Here is a 15,883-nt window from a genome sequence, read left to right as displayed (position 1 = left end):
CGAAGATGCGCACAGAGGTTGACCTGCTAGAAAAACGCATTCGCGAACGCTTCGTTAAGGCTTTTGTCACTTACCATCTTCTTGAGGATGGTGATCATGTCCTTGTGGGGTTGTCGGGCGGAAAAGATTCGCTATGTCTGCTTGAGATGTTGGGCAAACGGGCTAAGATAGACCAGCCCAGATTCCGTGTTGAGGCTATCCATGTACGTATGGAGAATATCTCGTACGAAACCTCGACGGATTATCTGGAGCAGTTCTGCAAGGAGTTGGATGTGCCATTGCATATCGTCACAACCAGCTTCTCTGCCACGCCTGCTAATCATACCTCTCCGTTCTCAACTCCCAATTCTCAACTCAAGCAAAAGCCGCCATGTTTCCTCTGTTCGTGGAACCGCCGTAAGCAGCTTTTTAATCTGGCGCAGGAGCTGGGGGGCAACAAGATTGCCTTGGGACATCATCAGGATGACTTGTTGCATACCTGCTTGATGAACCAGTTCTATCAGGGACGTTTTGATACGATGCCTGCTTTGCTCAAGATGCGAAAGATGCCCCTGAGCATCATCCGTCCGCTCTGTATGGTTGAGGAGAATGATATCCGTCGCTATGCGGAGTTGAGGGGCTATGAGAAGCAGGTAAAACTCTGTCCCTACGAGACGGTGTCGCATCGTGATGATATGCGACAGCTCTTCGAACAGATTCAGCAGATGAATCCTGAGGCCCGTCATAGTCTGTGGAATGCAATCGTGCGCGCAGGTAAACTGGTGGACATATCTTAAATTCAGTTAATAATTTTGGTGTTTGTCAATTATTATTTGTATCTTTGCTTTTTAAAGTGAAACAAAGACGCAAATGAAAAGATACGTAATGCTTCTTATGGGACTCTTCCTGCTGACTACAGCTACTCAGGCAGGTCGTCCACGTAAGGTCGTCAAGAAGAAAACTGCCAAGAAGGAAGTGAAGGTTGAAGACCCTCGCATCCAGCAGATGCTTGCAGCTACACAGAAGGTGATGTTTATCGACAGTATGGTGGTTGACAAGCGTCATTTCATCAGTCGTATCCCCCTTTCGGCGGATGCAGGACTGTTGGAACAGACGGACTCCCTGGGACAGTTTACCAATGAACTGAAGGATCATCGTCTGACGGCTTATTTCGACAAGAAGGATTCGTGCATACATATTGCACAGAGCGACTATATAGCTAATCAATGGACAGCACCTGTAAGGGTCGGGGGTATTTCTGACTCGTCAGCCAATTACCCGTTCCTGATGCCGGATGGCGTGACGTTCTATTTTGCCCAGAAGGGTGAGCAGAGTATTGGCGGGTATGATATCTTTGTCACACGCTATGACCCGGAGACTGGCTCTTTTCTCAAGGCCGAGAATATTGGCATGCCGTTCTCTTCTACGGCAAATGACTACCTCTATGCCATCGACGAGGTGAATAATCTGGGTTATTTTGTGACGGATCGCCGTCAGCCTGCGGGGAAGGTGTGTATTTACGTCTTCATCCCTAACGAGACGCGAAAGAGTTATCAGTCGGAGGCTTATTCTGATGCCCAGATGCGTGCCTTGGCAGATATCAGTCGTATTGCTGATACATGGACGGATAAGGCTACCCGTCAGCAGGCTTTGGCTCGTCTGAATGAGGTGAAGGCAAAGACAACGCAGTTGCAGGCAAAGAAGGGTGGTTCTTCTGAACTGGACAACTTGCGTCATCAGGCAGCTGTACTGGAAAAGGCGCTCCTGCTGGCACGCAACTATTATGCGCGTGCTTCAAAGAACGACCGCCAGACGCTGACTCAGGAGATACTGACCAGCGAGAAGGAACTGGAGGCGCTGCAACTGGAGATACGTCGCGTAGAAAAGGAAGTACATAATAAACAGTATAAAAGTAACTAACAAATCCTTATAAGACTATGACAAACGAAAAGAAAATTTTTGCCCCCTCAGAACTGATTATCAATGAGGACGGCTCTTGTTTCCATCTGCATCTGAAGCCAGAGTTCCTGGCCGATCGTGTAGTGCTTGTGGGCGATCCAGCCCGAGTAAATACTGTTGCTGCTCATTTCGATACGATAGAGCACGAGGTAAGCAGTCGTGAGTTCCATACTATTACCGGTACCTATAAGGGCAAGCGCATCACCGTTCAGAGTCACGGCATAGGTTGTGATAATATTGATATCGTGGTCAACGAGCTTGATACGCTGGCTAATATCGACTATACCACGCGTATGGAGAAGGATGAGCATCGCACGCTCACGATGGTTCGCATCGGTACCTGTGGCGGTTTGCAGCCTTTCACGCCAACGGGCTGTTTCGTGGCCTCTGTGAAGAGCATCGGCTTTGATGGCCTGCTGAACTACTATGCAGGACGTAACGTGGTGTGTGATGTACCGATGGAGAAGGCTTTCTGTGAGCATATGAAGTGGGATCCCATCAAGGGCGCACCTTATGTGGCTGTAGCTGATGCCGACCTGATAGAACAGGTAGCTGGCGACGATATGGTTAAGGGCTACACGGTGGCTTGTGGTGGTTTCTATGGTCCTCAGGGACGTCAGTTGCGTGCTGATATTGCTGACCCACAGCAGAATGAGAAGATTGAGGCGTTCGAATATGAAGGTATGAAGATTTGCAACTTTGAGATGGAATCTTCTGCCCTTGCTGGTTTGGCTGCTTTGCTTGGCCATCGTGCCATGACTTGCTGTATGGTGATTGCCAACCGTTACGCCAAGGAGATGAATACCGAGTATAAGAACTCTATTGATACGCTGATTCAGAAAGTACTCGACCGCATTTAATCTTTAATGTTTGATATTTAATGTCTGTCGATACAATATGTGCGTTGGCCACCGCCCCGGGTGGCGCATTAGGAATCATAAGAATCTCAGGTGCTCAGTCGCTTGAGATTCTTTCTCGTATATTCACTAAAGACTTGACAACGGCCCAGCCAAATACCGTCCACTACGGACACATCGTCGACAAAACCTCCAACCTCCAATCTCCAACCTCCAACCTTGTTGATGAGGTCTTGGTGAGCGTGTTTAGGGCTCCTCACTCATATACTGGCGAGGAGAGTGCGGAGATCTCCTGTCATGGCTCGCGCTACATATTAAATAGGGTGTTGGATTTGCTGATTCAGCATGGATGTCGTATGGCTCTTCCCGGCGAATTTACGCAGCGTGCCTATCTTAACGGTAAGATGGATCTGACGCAGGCTGAGGCTGTGGCTGATTTGATTGCGTCTACCAATCAGGCTACCCACCAGGTGGCACTGAGTCAGCTTAGGGGGCATTTTTCTTCTAAGCTTTCGCAATTGCGCGAACAGCTGCTCAAACTCACGTCGTTGCTGGAGTTGGAGCTTGACTTCTCTGACCACGAGGACCTGGAATTTGCTGACCGTAGCGAGCTTTTGGCGCTTAGCAAAGAAATTGACACGCATATCACCAAGTTGGCGCGTTCTTTCGAAATGGGCCAGGCACTAAAGCAGGGTATCCCTGTGGCTATTGTAGGCAAGACGAACGTTGGAAAATCTACTCTGCTGAATGCACTCTTGAAAGATGATCGAGCCATCGTTTCGGATATCCACGGTACCACTCGCGATACGATTGAAGATACCATCGATATTCAGGGCGTAACCTTCCGTTTTATCGATACGGCAGGTATCCGTCAAACACAAGATACGGTAGAACAGATAGGTATCAGTCGTACGTATGCTGCCATCGATAAGGCGCGTATCGTTCTTTGGATTATCGACGAAGAACCTTCAGATGAAGAGGTTAATGAATTATTGAAACGTACTGAAAATAAAAAACTTATCGTAGTTCGTAATAAGTCAGATAAGATAAATGACAATAGTTACAATTTGTTAAATTCACCATTAGTGGCTATTAGCGCCAAGTATGGCACGGGCATTGAGGATTTGGAGAAGGCCATCTATGAAGCAGCTGATATTCCAGCCCTTACCGACAACGATATCATCGTCACCAATGCCCGTCATTATGATGCGCTGACCCGTTCTCGTGACTGCATCCAGCGTGTCATCGATGGTCTTCAGATGCAACTCAGCGGTGACCTCCTTAGCGAGGATCTTCGTCAGGCGCTCGATACCCTCTCAGAGATAACCGGTGGTCAGATAACTCCCAATGAAGTCTTAGGAAATATCTTTAAAAACTTTTGCGTGGGCAAGTGACCCCTTATAAACAACTCTGAGCAACTTGGAGTAATTTGAACTAAGTCCCTCTAAATGAGGGACTTTTTGTATTTTAACACTTCAAGTTGTATATTTGTTTGTACCAGTTTTTCAAGCTATTTTGGCACAGTATTTCTACCGCGAGTGTAAATTGATCTATTTCAACTGACGTTATTTATTTCTCTAACGCTTGTTAGGGCTTGGCTGGAGCTGTAAGCCGAATGATGTTCAGCGAGTATGGAGGTACATCAAACTGAACGCTATTGTTCTCTGGGGAGAGTAACTGCTCCACAGGGTGAATGGTGGTAGGGGCATCGAGCGTGTTCTCTTCCATACCATCGTTGGCTGCCAAGCGTACTACTCGGGCTGATGCCGGTGTGAAATTCTTGAGGTTGACGTTGGCGGTTGTTGCGACATCGCTGGTATTTGCGACCTTTACGATAAGTTCACCTGTGGCATCGTCGATAGTGGCAGACGAGAAGATTCCTTTCGTTTCATCATGCTTCAAGACCGTGTCGAAGACAAGTTCGTTGTCGAGCCATGCCTTGACGCTATCTCCTGCCACCTGAAGGGTTACATCATACCAGCGTCCAGACTCGATATGTCCTCGCTTACTTGCGGTCAGCAGCTTTCCGCCATTGCTGATTTGCTCTATGGCATGCTGTGAGTTTGTCCATCCTCCGAAGTTCACCCAACAGTAGTTCTTGTCGTCCACATAGTTGAAGATGATGATGAATCCTTCTACTCCCTCGTCTTTGCGTGCGCGGAACTTACATGTGTAGTGGTCGCTGTCGATAACATTCTTCTCTATACATAGGGTGGCATCCTTCAGCCCTGTCTGTCGAACGATATTACCTTCTTTGTTCCAGTCGCCCTTGACATAATCGTATTCCTTGACGGTTTCGAAAGAAGCATGTGTGCTCCATGTGCCGAATCCTACACGGCTCTGCTTGGGAGTAAGAGGTTTTCGTGCCACATCCTTGTAGGGATTGTTCTGTACCACCTTCACTACCTGGGTGCCCAGATGCTGAGGCATGAGCTGCTGAACGTAGTAGCTTGGGGTGCCCATTACACGACTGCTATTGAAACGTATCATGTCAGGACGCCAGCGGGCATCGTTCTCATTGACGAAGATTGGCGCATAGGAAGCTAATTCGACTACGTCAGAGTTATTCTCCATTCCCATCATATATACAGCCTCGCCAAGGGCTGCATTCATATTGCCCAGATTGCCGTAGCCGTTTGTTACAGCATATTCGCCCACATATACCTTTGGCCCTTGACGGTCATAGCTGTCGTATTTGTGGAAAGCGGCAGCAAACCAGTCAGGTGAGCGATAGTAATGCTCGTCAAGCAGATCCACAGGCAGCTTGCTGTTCCACTTCGGGTTGTCATCGCCCCATGCGACCACGTTTCCTATGATTTTCATCTCAGGGTACTTTTCACGTATGGCTTTATAGAACTGCTCATAACGCTCATAGTAGTGGTCACTCTGTTGATTGGGATCAGGCTGGTTGTTCTCGTTTCCCACCTCTATATATTCTATTCCGAATGGTTCAGGGTGCCCGTTCTTGGCGCGTAAGGCACCATATTTCGAAGTGACGGGACCATTGGCATACTCCAAGGCATTCATACATTCGTCAATCCACGGCTGTATGTTGTCGTATGGAGTCATACCACCGTGCCATAGTCCTACGTTTACTACATAGAGCGGCTTGGCGTTCAGGTCCTCTGCCAGTTGTAGATATTCGTGATAACCGAGTCCGTCGGTTGTGCGGTATCCCCAGTTCACGTTCCAATGCCCTTCACGTTCTTCTATCGGTCCTATGGTGCGCTCCCATCGGAAGGCGTTATCAGGACTCTCCTGTCCCTCTACAAAGCATCCGCCGGGGAAGCGCATGAATTTAGGATGCATCTGCCACAGCATATTGGCAAGATCGGGACGCATGCCGTTTTCGCGATTCTTGAAGGTTGGAGGGAAAAGGCTTACCATGTCAAGCTGTACCTGTCCCACGCCATCGAAGACCAGCGCAAACCGTGCCTTAGGATCATTGCCATCAGCTGTGAGCGTAGCCTCATACTTCTTCCAGCCCTTTGAATTAGAGGAAGAAAGACTGCTTACCATAGTCTCGGCATATATCTGTGAGCCGTCATGCGAGTAGAGCATAGCCTTCACGTTACCTTGATATTTCAAGGCTTTTGCCCAGAATGTGAGATGATAGCTGCGCCCTTGCACGGCATTAATTCCCCAGAAACCCTCATTCACCAAGCGTATGGGAGATTCCTTTGAGGCCCTGACTGTCAGTTCCAAGGCATTATGCTGCACGCTGTTGAGCAACGGTGTCTTTTTAGAGGGTTGTATGAGTTTTGCCGACAACAGAGAAGGAACGGTAGCATCGGTCGTCCATCCCTGCATATCGGCAGGGGCGCCATAGCGTGGTCCGTCTTCAAACGAGCGGTTGCGTATCAACTCGGCATAGATACCGCCGTCGGCTGCGTGGTTGATATCTTCATAGAAGATTCCATAGAGCATCGGACTAACCTTCGGTCCGCGCTGCTGGGTATCGATGTCGATAGTTACCTGTGCCTGAATTGCCAATGCAAAGAGAGCACAACCGGTTAATAGAATAGATTTCTTGTAAGTCATTTTTTTGTTGTTTTGGGATTATATCGATGTATTTGGTTTAATCTTTTGCTCCATGTCGCCTAGATAACCATTTGCAGGATTTTTCCTTTCTCTTCGAGAACTGCTTTTAAATACAAATGCAAAGATAATATTTTTCTTTGAAAAAATGGACAAAAAATAACATATCCTTTCAGTTGTGTCCAACTTTCTGGGTTCACTTCAAAGTGATATGAGACTACGTTATATCAATTTGTCATTACCTGCACCTATTTCAAATTCGTCATTCTGTCGGTTTGATGATGACTCTGCGATAAGCGGGCAAGGCGTACTTGCTTTGGTCGTGTACCTCGCAGATGATGTGAATCTCATCGTTTGCAAAAGTTGTTGGCATGTCCACTTTAACTGTCGAAGAAGTGGCATTGCTGACAGTTGCCTTTGCCTGACTGATACCATCCTGTTGCCACCATTTGAAGGTGAGTTCATCACCATCGGGGTCGAATGACGCAGAAGCGTCGAGACTGATGGTCTGCCCAGCCTTTGCCATGATGACGATAGCATCAGTTCCGTTCTCACCATTGACGACAGCTACCGGATTGCGGTTACCCTGTCCCTTCTCAGCCCATTCGATGCGGGCGATGAAGTCGTTAAGTTGTGAAGGATAGAACTGTCTGTAATACGTTTCCGAGATGCTCTTCACAGGCTCCTGCCAACTGGTCCACGCACAGGTTGTCGGGTCCTTGGTCATTGTCCAAATATGATAACCGCCCCAACCCACCTGCATCGGTTCTTCAGGATTGTGCAGACCATTGGGAATTACGTTCAGAAACGAAGGTGTATCACCCTCCACACCATATTTATAATCAGGATACTGTCTGCCCAAAGTGGCATGTCCCTGAATCTGCGTTCTGATCAGCTGCCAGTAATCCTGTCCGAGACTGCATTGCAACTGCCATGTGCCTTCATCCCACACAAACAGAAGATCTCTGGCAAACTCCCTGCGCATCCACTGATGAGAGCTGTATGCCAGATTCATGCGCATTGCATACACCATATCCTGATCAGTGATGGTGTATAGACGGAACTTATGCAGAAACGCCTTCAGCTGTTCGGGCGTGCGCGTCTGCTTCACCTTCCAGATCGCCTGAGCCAATGTGTTGGCACCACCCCACGCACAAACCCAGATGGGGCGCTCATCCTTCTCGTCAGCCAGACGGATAATCAGTTCGCTACCCTCGCTGTCGTTGTCGCTGCCAATCACCTTGATGCCAGCCCGTTGACTACCCATCACACTCCGGCTACGAATGTACTCCACACTTGGCCAGTAGCCCATCTCCTGACAACCGTTCTCTTTCTCTAAGCTGAGAAAAGCCATTTGGTCAGATCGTTTCATCAGGTTATGCACATCCGCCCCGTAAGCCTCTACCACCGAATCACGATAGGCAGCGCTCTTCGTGGGATAAGGGTCGCAGTTCCAGCCCGTCGAGGTGATGATACCCTCAATCTCCAGTTGGTCGGCATAGCAAAGCAGATGCACCAGCGACTCCGTATCATCAGGTTCAAGATCCGGTTGTCCGATGTCAGTCAAGATCACCACACGAGGTTTCAGTTGTGCCTGCGCTCCCATTGTCAGAAGGCAGAGTAGCAGGAAAATAAGCAAGTTCTTTCTCATCAGTATCTGTATAATTTGAAGTGTTGAATCTGGAATGCTCCTACGGGTATGCGCACATGACGACCTTGATGCGTCTGGTCGCCATTCAGATGACGGATGATGCGCTGTTTGCCATCAACGATCTCCACCTCCTCGCATTTCGCCAACCCGATGCGCTGCTGAAAGGTAACCACCACCCCACTGCCTATCACCAAATAATCCTCTTTACCCAGTCTTAAGATGATGCAAGCCGTCTCTGGCCATTCCGCATCCTTCGCACCTGGTTCCCAACCCAGCGAATAACTATGTCTGATGGTGAAGCGGAAACCATCAGCAGTGACGATCTCAGCCTCTCGCTGTTCGTTGTCGAGCAGCACAGCATCCATATCTTTCGTGCCCTGTCGCTCAAGAATCAACGGTTCTGCCTGTCGCAACAGCTGGTAGGCAGCCACAAGCGGCGACCGCGATGTGCCTACGGCAGAGAAGGTATTGAGCTGGTCATCTTGCGAGATATCCATCTGCTTCCAGTCGTTGGCATTAGAAACCGTTGTGAGCGGATAGTTCTCGATGCTGAACGGACAGAACCCCATCGCCCCATGATGCCCGAAGGCGTAGAGAGCATACATCGCGTCTTTATCCTCCAGTCGTATCTCTGGCACGAAGAGCGGATTGTTGGGCTGGTGGTATTTTGCCAGCCACGACTTGATGCCCTTGTCGTAGATATCCACCCCCAGCACATCGATAGATGGAGCCCCACAATGCCACAGGTCGATGAGATGAGCCAACGGACCGCCCGACGGATATTGCCCAGGCTTCCGGTCGCGGCTGTTGAGAGCCACATTAACGTACATTGGCAGATTGTAGATTTCACGTCCCGCCTTGGCTATCTGCTCCACATAGGTGGCGTAGGTCCACGTCTGGAAGATCTCCTCCGTATAGATGTCATCCCCAAACAACTGCGCCCAGTTGGCACCCGCTTTAGCCTGCGGCTGCAGTTTCTCTTTCAGATAAGGGTGCAGCGACTTCTGATGCCTCTTCAGATAGTCGGTCAGCTGCTTGGGCACAGCGCTCTGGTACAACCGCGTCGCATTCGCCGAATAGTCGCGCGGCACCTCAATCATACCGATCTCATTCTCCACCTGCACCATGATCACCGTCTGCTCCAGAGCATCATGATCACGTAGATACGCCATCACATGACAGAAGGCACGCTTGTCGGCCTCCAGCACATTCTTACTCAGCGAAGAAGCCTCCTCAACGGGCACCCCTTCAGACGTATGGGCACGAGGGAAGCGCTTCACGTCTCGCTTAAACCACTCTGGCGCATAGCAACTCATCGAGTTTTTCCAAGCCCCAAACCACAACAGCACCACTTTCAGTTCGTTATGCCTTGCTTCGCTCAGAATCACGTCGAGCGTCCCCATGTCGAATTCACCTTCTTGGGGCTCAATCAACTCCCACGACACGGGAACGAGCACAGTGTTGAGTCCCATCTTGTGGAGATGCGAAAACGTACGCTTCACGTCCTCTGGCGTCGAGGCTGACGAGTTACCCAACTCACCACCAATCATCAGCATAGGCCTGTCGTTGACAACAATCCTAGCCGTACTATTATCACGATGCTCCAGGCGAGGCTGCCGTTGTGCCTGTGCTCCCATTGCCAGGATACAGAGCAGCAGGGAAATAAGCAAATTCTTCATATCATCTAAAAGTCTGCTGATTATTTTATGCCACAAAAATAACAATTATTTTTTTTCAAAGGCAAACATCATGTCAAGTAATTCCGTCTTACGGACTTCTTTACCCCAGTTCTTCCCCTTGAATTCATCGCTTTCGTTTATCTCACAGAGGCCAATAAAACGGAACAGGCGGTTGAATACTCTATATTCATACCCATGACCAGCATTTAGCATTGGGAAAGCTCTGCTATACTCATCAGCATAGAATCTTGTGTCGCGCCAATCCACGCCATAGTGATGCAGAAGCCATAAAGAATACAGTCGTCCTAAATTACCCACTTCGTTGTCTTCATACAAATCAAGCCAGCCAGTGTTGTAATTCCTAAAAAGGAACTGGATCATCGTCCGCATCAACTCATTATGGTCAGCAAGTAATTGCTTACCCTTGGCCGTTAGTGACAACTTTCCAATACGAGTCTTGATGAGTCCGCACTCCTTCAACACGACCCTGAGTACCTGCACTTCTTCTGTCTTAGGTTCACTCTTCTGTTTATACCAGTCAGTGCTCCAACTATGACTTCCTAATTCGTAGAGCTCGGCAACCGTCTTTGGAGGTATATACCCATGTGCCGTGAGTTTCAATTCCTTTTCGCTCAACTCATTCATCAGGTGCAGCGCCTGTCTCATGACGGGAATCCGCTCCATCTGTTCATCGGTTAATCGACGCAGTTGTACTGGACACCCCACTTCTAACGGTCTGTTAAGCATCTGGTGCATCTGCTCTGATGAGAATCCATTGAAATCCGGCTTTGGAGCAGCATTCTGTGCATGCATGATTTCACCCAGATGGCGGTTTATGTCATCCAGGTTCACGTGCTTACCGTTTCCCTCCATCTGATCGATCCATTCCTGCAACCGACAGGTAATTTCGTTCTTATCTATCATATGCCAAATTTATTTTAACACTTAACAGGATCATCTCCATCCGAATCTTCATTAAGATTTTTCAACCGCTTCACGGCCTTATCGAAATCACTCTCCAACATACGCATCTCGCGCTCACGATATATCTCAAACTCACGTTCTGCCTTCTCAATGGCTTCTTGATGCGACACGGTGCCATTCCCCTCTAAGATATTTTTTCTTAATCGCAATATCTGGTCATCAAGGGCAGCAATCCAGTCGGCCATCGTCATAGGATTCTGTTCCAATGCCTGAAACTCGGCATAGTCGAGGAACTGAGAGGTAAGTAGGTTCAATCGCTGCAACTCCAATTCCGACAGGTAGTTTTTGGCTATTTTTACATCATCTCGCGTCACATAGTTGCCCTTGAAGTTGGTCATGCCAACAAAAGGTTTCTCATTATCCACACGCTCATAAATCAGCTCTGCTGCCGTATGCTCATGTACGGCATAGTGCATCTTATTCTGAACCGTAGCAAAAAACTGCTTCGTCATTTTTGCACGAGGGTCGTAGTCAGTCGATGTGGCATAGATGTCCGTCACCTGCTGATAGAAGTTGCGTTCGCTGCTGCGAATGTCGCGGATGCGCTGCAAAAGCTCTTTGAAGTATCGGTTGCCCCCTTGCTTCAGTCGCTCATCGTCCATCGTGAACCCCTTCTGGATATATTCATGCAACCGCTGTGTAGCCCAGCGGCGGAAGCGTACGGCAATGGGCGACTGAACACGATAGCCCAAAGCTATGATTACATCAAGATTGTAATGGTCGATGTTTCGACGCACATGCCTTTTACCCTCTTGGCGAACTAATAAGAATTTCTTATAAGTTCCCTCTTTGTCGAGTTCTTTATCTGTATAGATGTTGGTGATATGCATGGAAACATTCTCCTGAGTAGTCTGGTAAATCGTAGCAAGCTGCTCCTGTGTCAGCCACACATCCTCATCAGCAAAACGAGTATTCACACTCACCCTGCCTTCATCATCCTTGTACAGTATCAGTTTGTTCTCTTTGTCCATATTTCGTATAACGCATTTATTCCGTTCTGTATCACATCATCCGTCTCTCCTTCTTTGCCCTTGCCATACTGTAAGCACACTCAAGGGTAAGGCTACACAGCCTAGAGTATGGTTTCATCTACGAACCTACTCCGAGCCATCTTCGAAGGCATCAGCTTGCATCGACCTGTGTTCGTTCTATGTTACATGTGCGGAAGTTCATTGACGTTAACTTCGAAACATTTGGCTACCTCCATCAGATTTTCCAAGTTGGGCTGTGCGCTGTTGGTACACCATTTGGAAACCGTGGCTTGGGCAACACCTATCTGCTCTGCTAACCACTTATTGGTGCGCTGGTACCCTCCACGAGACACTCGGTAGTCTAGCGGTTCCTCCCTTCTCTGCAAGCACTACTTTTAGTCGGTTTAAGTCTTTACCTTCCATGTGACACATTATTATATTATAGGATACAAAGATAACGTTTTTTTAGCAGAAAAAAACAAGTTTTGCTAAAAATATGAGCAGACAGGCAAGAATAATTGTGTTTTAACAAATTTTGAAAGTAAAAAACAGGAAAAAACTCACCAAATTGACTTATGAAAAGTCATTTTCACCCCCAAAGAGACAAAACATGTGTTATGGTAGATATGTAAGATTAAGATTTAAAAAGATTGTACATTCAGCACATTTTTTTGCGAAAAATGTGTAACTTTGCAGATTTTTCTTTAACTTTGTGGCTCAATCAAGAAATGAAAGGAAGAATCTGATTTTTAAAGAATATAACAATGACACTACAAGAAGCTATTGAAGCCCGGCATAGTGTAAGGGCATACAAAAACGAACCTTTGGCTGATGATGCAGTCAAGATACTGGAAGAGCAGATTGGTGCCGGAGAAGTCAACTTTGATTGGGTATGAATATTGAATTGGTCAGAGAGTACACGTTGTCACTTCCAGGAGTGACCGAAGACCAAGCGTTTGGTGAAGACATCCTTAACTTTCGCTTGGAAGGAAAGATATTTGTCTGCCTATGGTTAGGCGGTGGCAGATATGATATGAAGGACGGAGAATCAAGAATCGCCTTGAAGTTATCTCCAGACAGGAATATCGAACTTAGAGAACAATTCTCTGCCGTTAGACCAGCCTATCATTGGAACAAGACGCACTGGAGCGACGTTTATTACGAAGAGATGGACGAAGCAATAGTAGAGGGGTTGATTAAAGAATCCTATCAACTCATAGCATCGAAACTTCCGAAGGCTATTCGAGTAAAGTATTTATCAGATTAACAACAAACATGAGACTAGAGCATAAAGCCGCTACAAAGACAAACTATTCCTCAAACTTGTTTAATCCTCTCATGGTATGGCGCAGGGCACTGAGAATCTGTTGCGACTCCTGGACTAGATTCAGAAATACCGTCATGCTCTCTATATTGAGTTGTTTGGCTTGAATGTCGTGGATGATAGTCTGTCGATAATCGGAAAGTTGTGATTGCATCTTATTAGCATCACCACGTATCAAATCCTTTGTTTCGGCGTGGCTTGCCCGGGTGATGAGTTGTAATATCTCATTGCGCATCTGTAAGAACTCCTGAATATACCTTCCCGGCACAGGACTAAAGTTATTGCCTACATGCTCTAAGCATGGCTCACCCATACGCTTCAGGCAGTAAACCAGCTGCGCCAGCGAGTTGATGGTCAGGAAGTACCATGTGCCCTTCTCGATACTCAACACAGGGTCTATGCGCCGTTGGGCTACAATTTGCTTGCGCCGCTGACGTTTAATATCCTTGCGTTGGTTTTCGGTCATCGCTGTAGTACGTTTTAGCATGCGATAATCCTCATAAAAGAAAGCATCGGTCAGCGATTTGTAAGTCTCTGCAACCAGTTGCAGTTGGTTCGTGATGGTTAGCGTCACATGCTGTCGAAGCAATCTCCAACACTCAGCTTTATCGCTGCTACGAATAATGCGATCAAACAGTTCGTCGGCCTCGCTGGTCTTGTTGCTTTTTTTATAGCTCAGGTGGCTTCGAATAAGCAAGAAGATGGCCAGCGCGATGGCAGCGACCATTGCCATAAACGACCCGAAAAACAGGGTGATGCAGACGAGAAAGCACAGTATGAACGCTACGCCAGCCGTGATGAACCAGCCGCCGATAACCGACAACACGCCAGTGATACGGAATACGGCACTTTCGCGACTCCATGCACGGTCGGCTAGCGAAGCCCCCATGGCCACCATGAAGGTGACGTAGGTAGTGGATAGCGGCAATTTGAGCGATGTGCCCAGTGCCACAAGTGCTCCGGCGAGTACCAGATTGACAGCTGCGCGAATCTCGTCAAAGGCGGCTCCTTGCTTCAGCACGGCAGCATCGGCATTGAAGCGCGAGTCTATCCATCGTGCCATGCCCCCTGGTACCATCGCTGCCACACCACCGGCCACGCTTCTGGACGTGCGAACCAATGTCCGAGCCACTCCGCTCGCCCCAAACATCTCATCGCCCTCGTCCTGACGCGAGAGGTCGACCGACGTCTTCACCACATTCTGTGCTTTTTTCGAGAAGACCAGTGCGAGCACCATCACCACACCAGCCGCGATGAGATAGATAGCCGGTGTGCGGGCTCCTTCCATCAGGCTCTTCATCATGAATCCCTGAGCATCAGCGCTTCCGTGAGCTATATAGTCCTGATAAGCCTCAAGCCCCGTCAACGGCACGCCCACGAAGTTCACGAGATCGTTGCCCGCAAACGCCATTGCCAAAGCAAACGTGCCAAATAGCACGACGCACTTCAGCACAGGCAGTTTCAAGGCACTCAGCAGCGTCATAAGCACTGAGAATACAGCAATGCCACCACCGATAATCAGCCATGTGTTCTCGCTGATGAGTGCCTTCATCTCTGGCGTCATCAGACTGCTATTCTTCAGTCCGTTGATGAGCAGAAACCAGACGATGACAGTCACCGACAGTCCGCCGAAGATGCCAATCTTTAACGACGAAGTAAGCAGACTCCCCATCTTGCCCTTCTGGTCCGTTGTTCGGCCGTTCACGCGATAGGTAAAAGTGAAAACGATACGTGCCACCCACTGCACCAGCATGCCGAAGACGAATGCAATGGCCACGCTGAGGAAGATACCGAGGATGACCGAGATAGCTTTCTCTGTGTTGAGCAAATCGCCTAGCGATAGCAGCGTGCCGTCTGACGCCGTCGCCCCGTGCATAATTTGGAGTATCGCAATAGCAAAGGCTCCGCCCAGCAGTTCGAACACCATTGAGACGGTGGTGGATGTTGGCATGCCTAGCGTGTTGAACACATCTAGCAAGATGACGTCGGTAATCATCACGGCCAGGAACACGCACATGACGTCATAGAAAGAAAAGTATGCCGGTGTCATGATGCCATTTCGCGCCACGTCCATCATGCCGTTGCTAAGCGCTGCACCAATAAAAACACCAATAGCGGCTATTGCCACTACCGTCCGATATCGTGCCACTCGTGCTCCGATGGCCGAGTTAAGAAAGTTCACTGCGTCGTTGCTCACGCCCACCATAAGGTCGAACACAGCGAGCACAATCAGAAATATGACAATGATTAGGAATAAAGTATTCATCGCTTCTGTTATTTGATTACATGTATCGTTTTATCTTCTTCAACGTTGACATTGGTAGGTTGAGCTTTAGATAAACCAATGAAGACAAATGTGAGAAACAACACAAGGATGATAAATCTCCCCCAATTAAATATTCTCTGAATTCTTACAGTTTTTTCTTTATCCATAAATGATT

Annotated in this window: 12 protein-coding genes and 1 pseudogene; 6 read left to right on the top strand and 7 right to left on the bottom strand. The window is 48.2% G+C overall.

What is annotated here, in order from left to right; translation table 11 throughout:
- Positions 1–5 precede the first annotated feature (5 nt).
- From L6468_RS09175 to mnmE, 4 genes are all read left to right on the top strand, one after another.
- Positions 6–776, top strand: coding sequence for a tRNA 2-thiocytidine biosynthesis TtcA family protein (locus tag L6468_RS09175; protein ID WP_237793043.1), 771 nt, complete (start codon positions 6–8; stop codon positions 774–776).
- Between the two features lie 73 nt (positions 777–849).
- Positions 850–1,899, top strand: a complete 1,050-nt coding sequence (locus L6468_RS09170) for a hypothetical protein (protein ID WP_237793042.1) — start codon at positions 850–852, stop codon at positions 1,897–1,899.
- Between the two features lie 17 nt (positions 1,900–1,916).
- Positions 1,917–2,798 (top strand): nucleoside phosphorylase, encoded by an 882-nt coding sequence (locus tag L6468_RS09165; protein WP_237793041.1) that lies wholly within the window; start codon positions 1,917–1,919, stop codon positions 2,796–2,798.
- Positions 2,799–2,818: 20 nt separating this feature from the next.
- Positions 2,819–4,189, top strand: coding sequence for a tRNA uridine-5-carboxymethylaminomethyl(34) synthesis GTPase MnmE (gene mnmE / locus L6468_RS09160; RefSeq protein WP_237793040.1), 1,371 nt, complete (start codon positions 2,819–2,821; stop codon positions 4,187–4,189).
- 193 nt (positions 4,190–4,382) lie between these two features.
- On the opposite strand, the gene L6468_RS09155 is transcribed toward mnmE, so the two are convergent.
- From L6468_RS09155 to L6468_RS09130, 6 genes and pseudogenes are all read right to left on the bottom strand, one after another.
- A complete protein-coding gene (locus L6468_RS09155; protein ID WP_237793039.1) occupies positions 4,383–6,836 on the bottom strand; it encodes an alpha-L-arabinofuranosidase C-terminal domain-containing protein in 2,454 nt (817 codons plus the stop codon).
- Between the two features lie 259 nt (positions 6,837–7,095).
- A complete protein-coding gene (locus tag L6468_RS09150; protein ID WP_237793038.1) occupies positions 7,096–8,484 on the bottom strand; it encodes a DUF1593 domain-containing protein in 1,389 nt (462 codons plus the stop codon).
- A complete protein-coding gene (locus L6468_RS09145) occupies positions 8,484–10,163 on the bottom strand; it encodes a GH35 family beta-galactosidase (protein ID WP_237793037.1) in 1,680 nt (559 codons plus the stop codon). Before L6468_RS09145 ends, L6468_RS09150 begins: the two co-directional genes overlap by 1 nt.
- Before the next feature lie 45 nt (positions 10,164–10,208).
- Positions 10,209–11,087, bottom strand: a complete 879-nt coding sequence (locus tag L6468_RS09140) for a hypothetical protein (RefSeq protein ID WP_237793036.1) — start codon at positions 11,085–11,087, stop codon at positions 10,209–10,211.
- A 14-nt stretch (positions 11,088–11,101) separates the two neighbouring features.
- On the bottom strand, positions 11,102–12,118 hold the full coding sequence (locus L6468_RS09135; protein ID WP_091819017.1) for a virulence RhuM family protein: 1,017 nt from the start codon (positions 12,116–12,118) through the stop codon (positions 11,102–11,104).
- A 182-nt stretch (positions 12,119–12,300) separates the two neighbouring features.
- Positions 12,301–12,541, bottom strand: a pseudogene (locus L6468_RS09130) (helix-turn-helix transcriptional regulator).
- 341 nt (positions 12,542–12,882) lie between these two features.
- Here L6468_RS09130 and L6468_RS14710 point away from each other — a divergent pair.
- Together L6468_RS14710 and L6468_RS09125 are read left to right on the top strand one after the other, a co-directional pair.
- Positions 12,883–13,014, top strand: coding sequence for a nitroreductase family protein (locus L6468_RS14710; protein WP_255380671.1), 132 nt, complete (start codon positions 12,883–12,885; stop codon positions 13,012–13,014).
- Positions 13,011–13,385 carry an MmcQ/YjbR family DNA-binding protein gene (locus L6468_RS09125; RefSeq protein WP_091819019.1) on the top strand — a complete coding sequence of 125 codons (375 nt, stop codon included), beginning with the start codon at positions 13,011–13,013 and terminating at the stop codon, positions 13,383–13,385. Before L6468_RS14710 ends, L6468_RS09125 begins: the two co-directional genes overlap by 4 nt.
- 43 nt (positions 13,386–13,428) lie before the next feature.
- Here L6468_RS09125 and L6468_RS09120 read toward each other — a convergent pair whose 3' ends face one another.
- Positions 13,429–15,708, bottom strand: coding sequence for an inorganic phosphate transporter (locus L6468_RS09120; RefSeq protein WP_237793035.1), 2,280 nt, complete (start codon positions 15,706–15,708; stop codon positions 13,429–13,431).
- Positions 15,709–15,883 lie beyond the last annotated feature (175 nt).

The organism is Prevotella communis, from assembly GCF_022024115.1.
Classification (GTDB): Bacteria; Bacteroidota; Bacteroidia; order Bacteroidales; family Bacteroidaceae; genus Prevotella; species Prevotella communis.
The sequence above is the reverse complement of the archived record's forward strand: the minus strand, read 5'-3'. Positions and strand labels throughout refer to the sequence as shown.

Coding starts and splice junctions, on each gene's coding strand:
- L6468_RS09175 (WP_237793043.1), top strand. CDS start 6: ATGCGCACAGAGGTTGACCTGCTAGAAAAACGCATTCGCGAACGCTTC.
- L6468_RS09170 (WP_237793042.1), top strand. CDS start 850: ATGAAAAGATACGTAATGCTTCTTATGGGACTCTTCCTGCTGACTACA.
- L6468_RS09165 (WP_237793041.1), top strand. CDS start 1,917: ATGACAAACGAAAAGAAAATTTTTGCCCCCTCAGAACTGATTATCAAT.
- mnmE (WP_237793040.1), top strand. CDS start 2,819: ATGTCTGTCGATACAATATGTGCGTTGGCCACCGCCCCGGGTGGCGCA.
- L6468_RS09155 (WP_237793039.1), bottom strand. CDS start 6,836: ATGACTTACAAGAAATCTATTCTATTAACCGGTTGTGCTCTCTTTGCA.
- L6468_RS09150 (WP_237793038.1), bottom strand. CDS start 8,484: ATGAGAAAGAACTTGCTTATTTTCCTGCTACTCTGCCTTCTGACAATG.
- L6468_RS09145 (WP_237793037.1), bottom strand. CDS start 10,163: ATGAAGAATTTGCTTATTTCCCTGCTGCTCTGTATCCTGGCAATGGGA.
- L6468_RS09140 (WP_237793036.1), bottom strand. CDS start 11,087: ATGATAGATAAGAACGAAATTACCTGTCGGTTGCAGGAATGGATCGAT.
- L6468_RS09135 (WP_091819017.1), bottom strand. CDS start 12,118: ATGGACAAAGAGAACAAACTGATACTGTACAAGGATGATGAAGGCAGG.
- L6468_RS14710 (WP_255380671.1), top strand. CDS start 12,883: ATGACACTACAAGAAGCTATTGAAGCCCGGCATAGTGTAAGGGCATAC.
- L6468_RS09125 (WP_091819019.1), top strand. CDS start 13,011: ATGAATATTGAATTGGTCAGAGAGTACACGTTGTCACTTCCAGGAGTG.
- L6468_RS09120 (WP_237793035.1), bottom strand. CDS start 15,708: ATGAATACTTTATTCCTAATCATTGTCATATTTCTGATTGTGCTCGCT.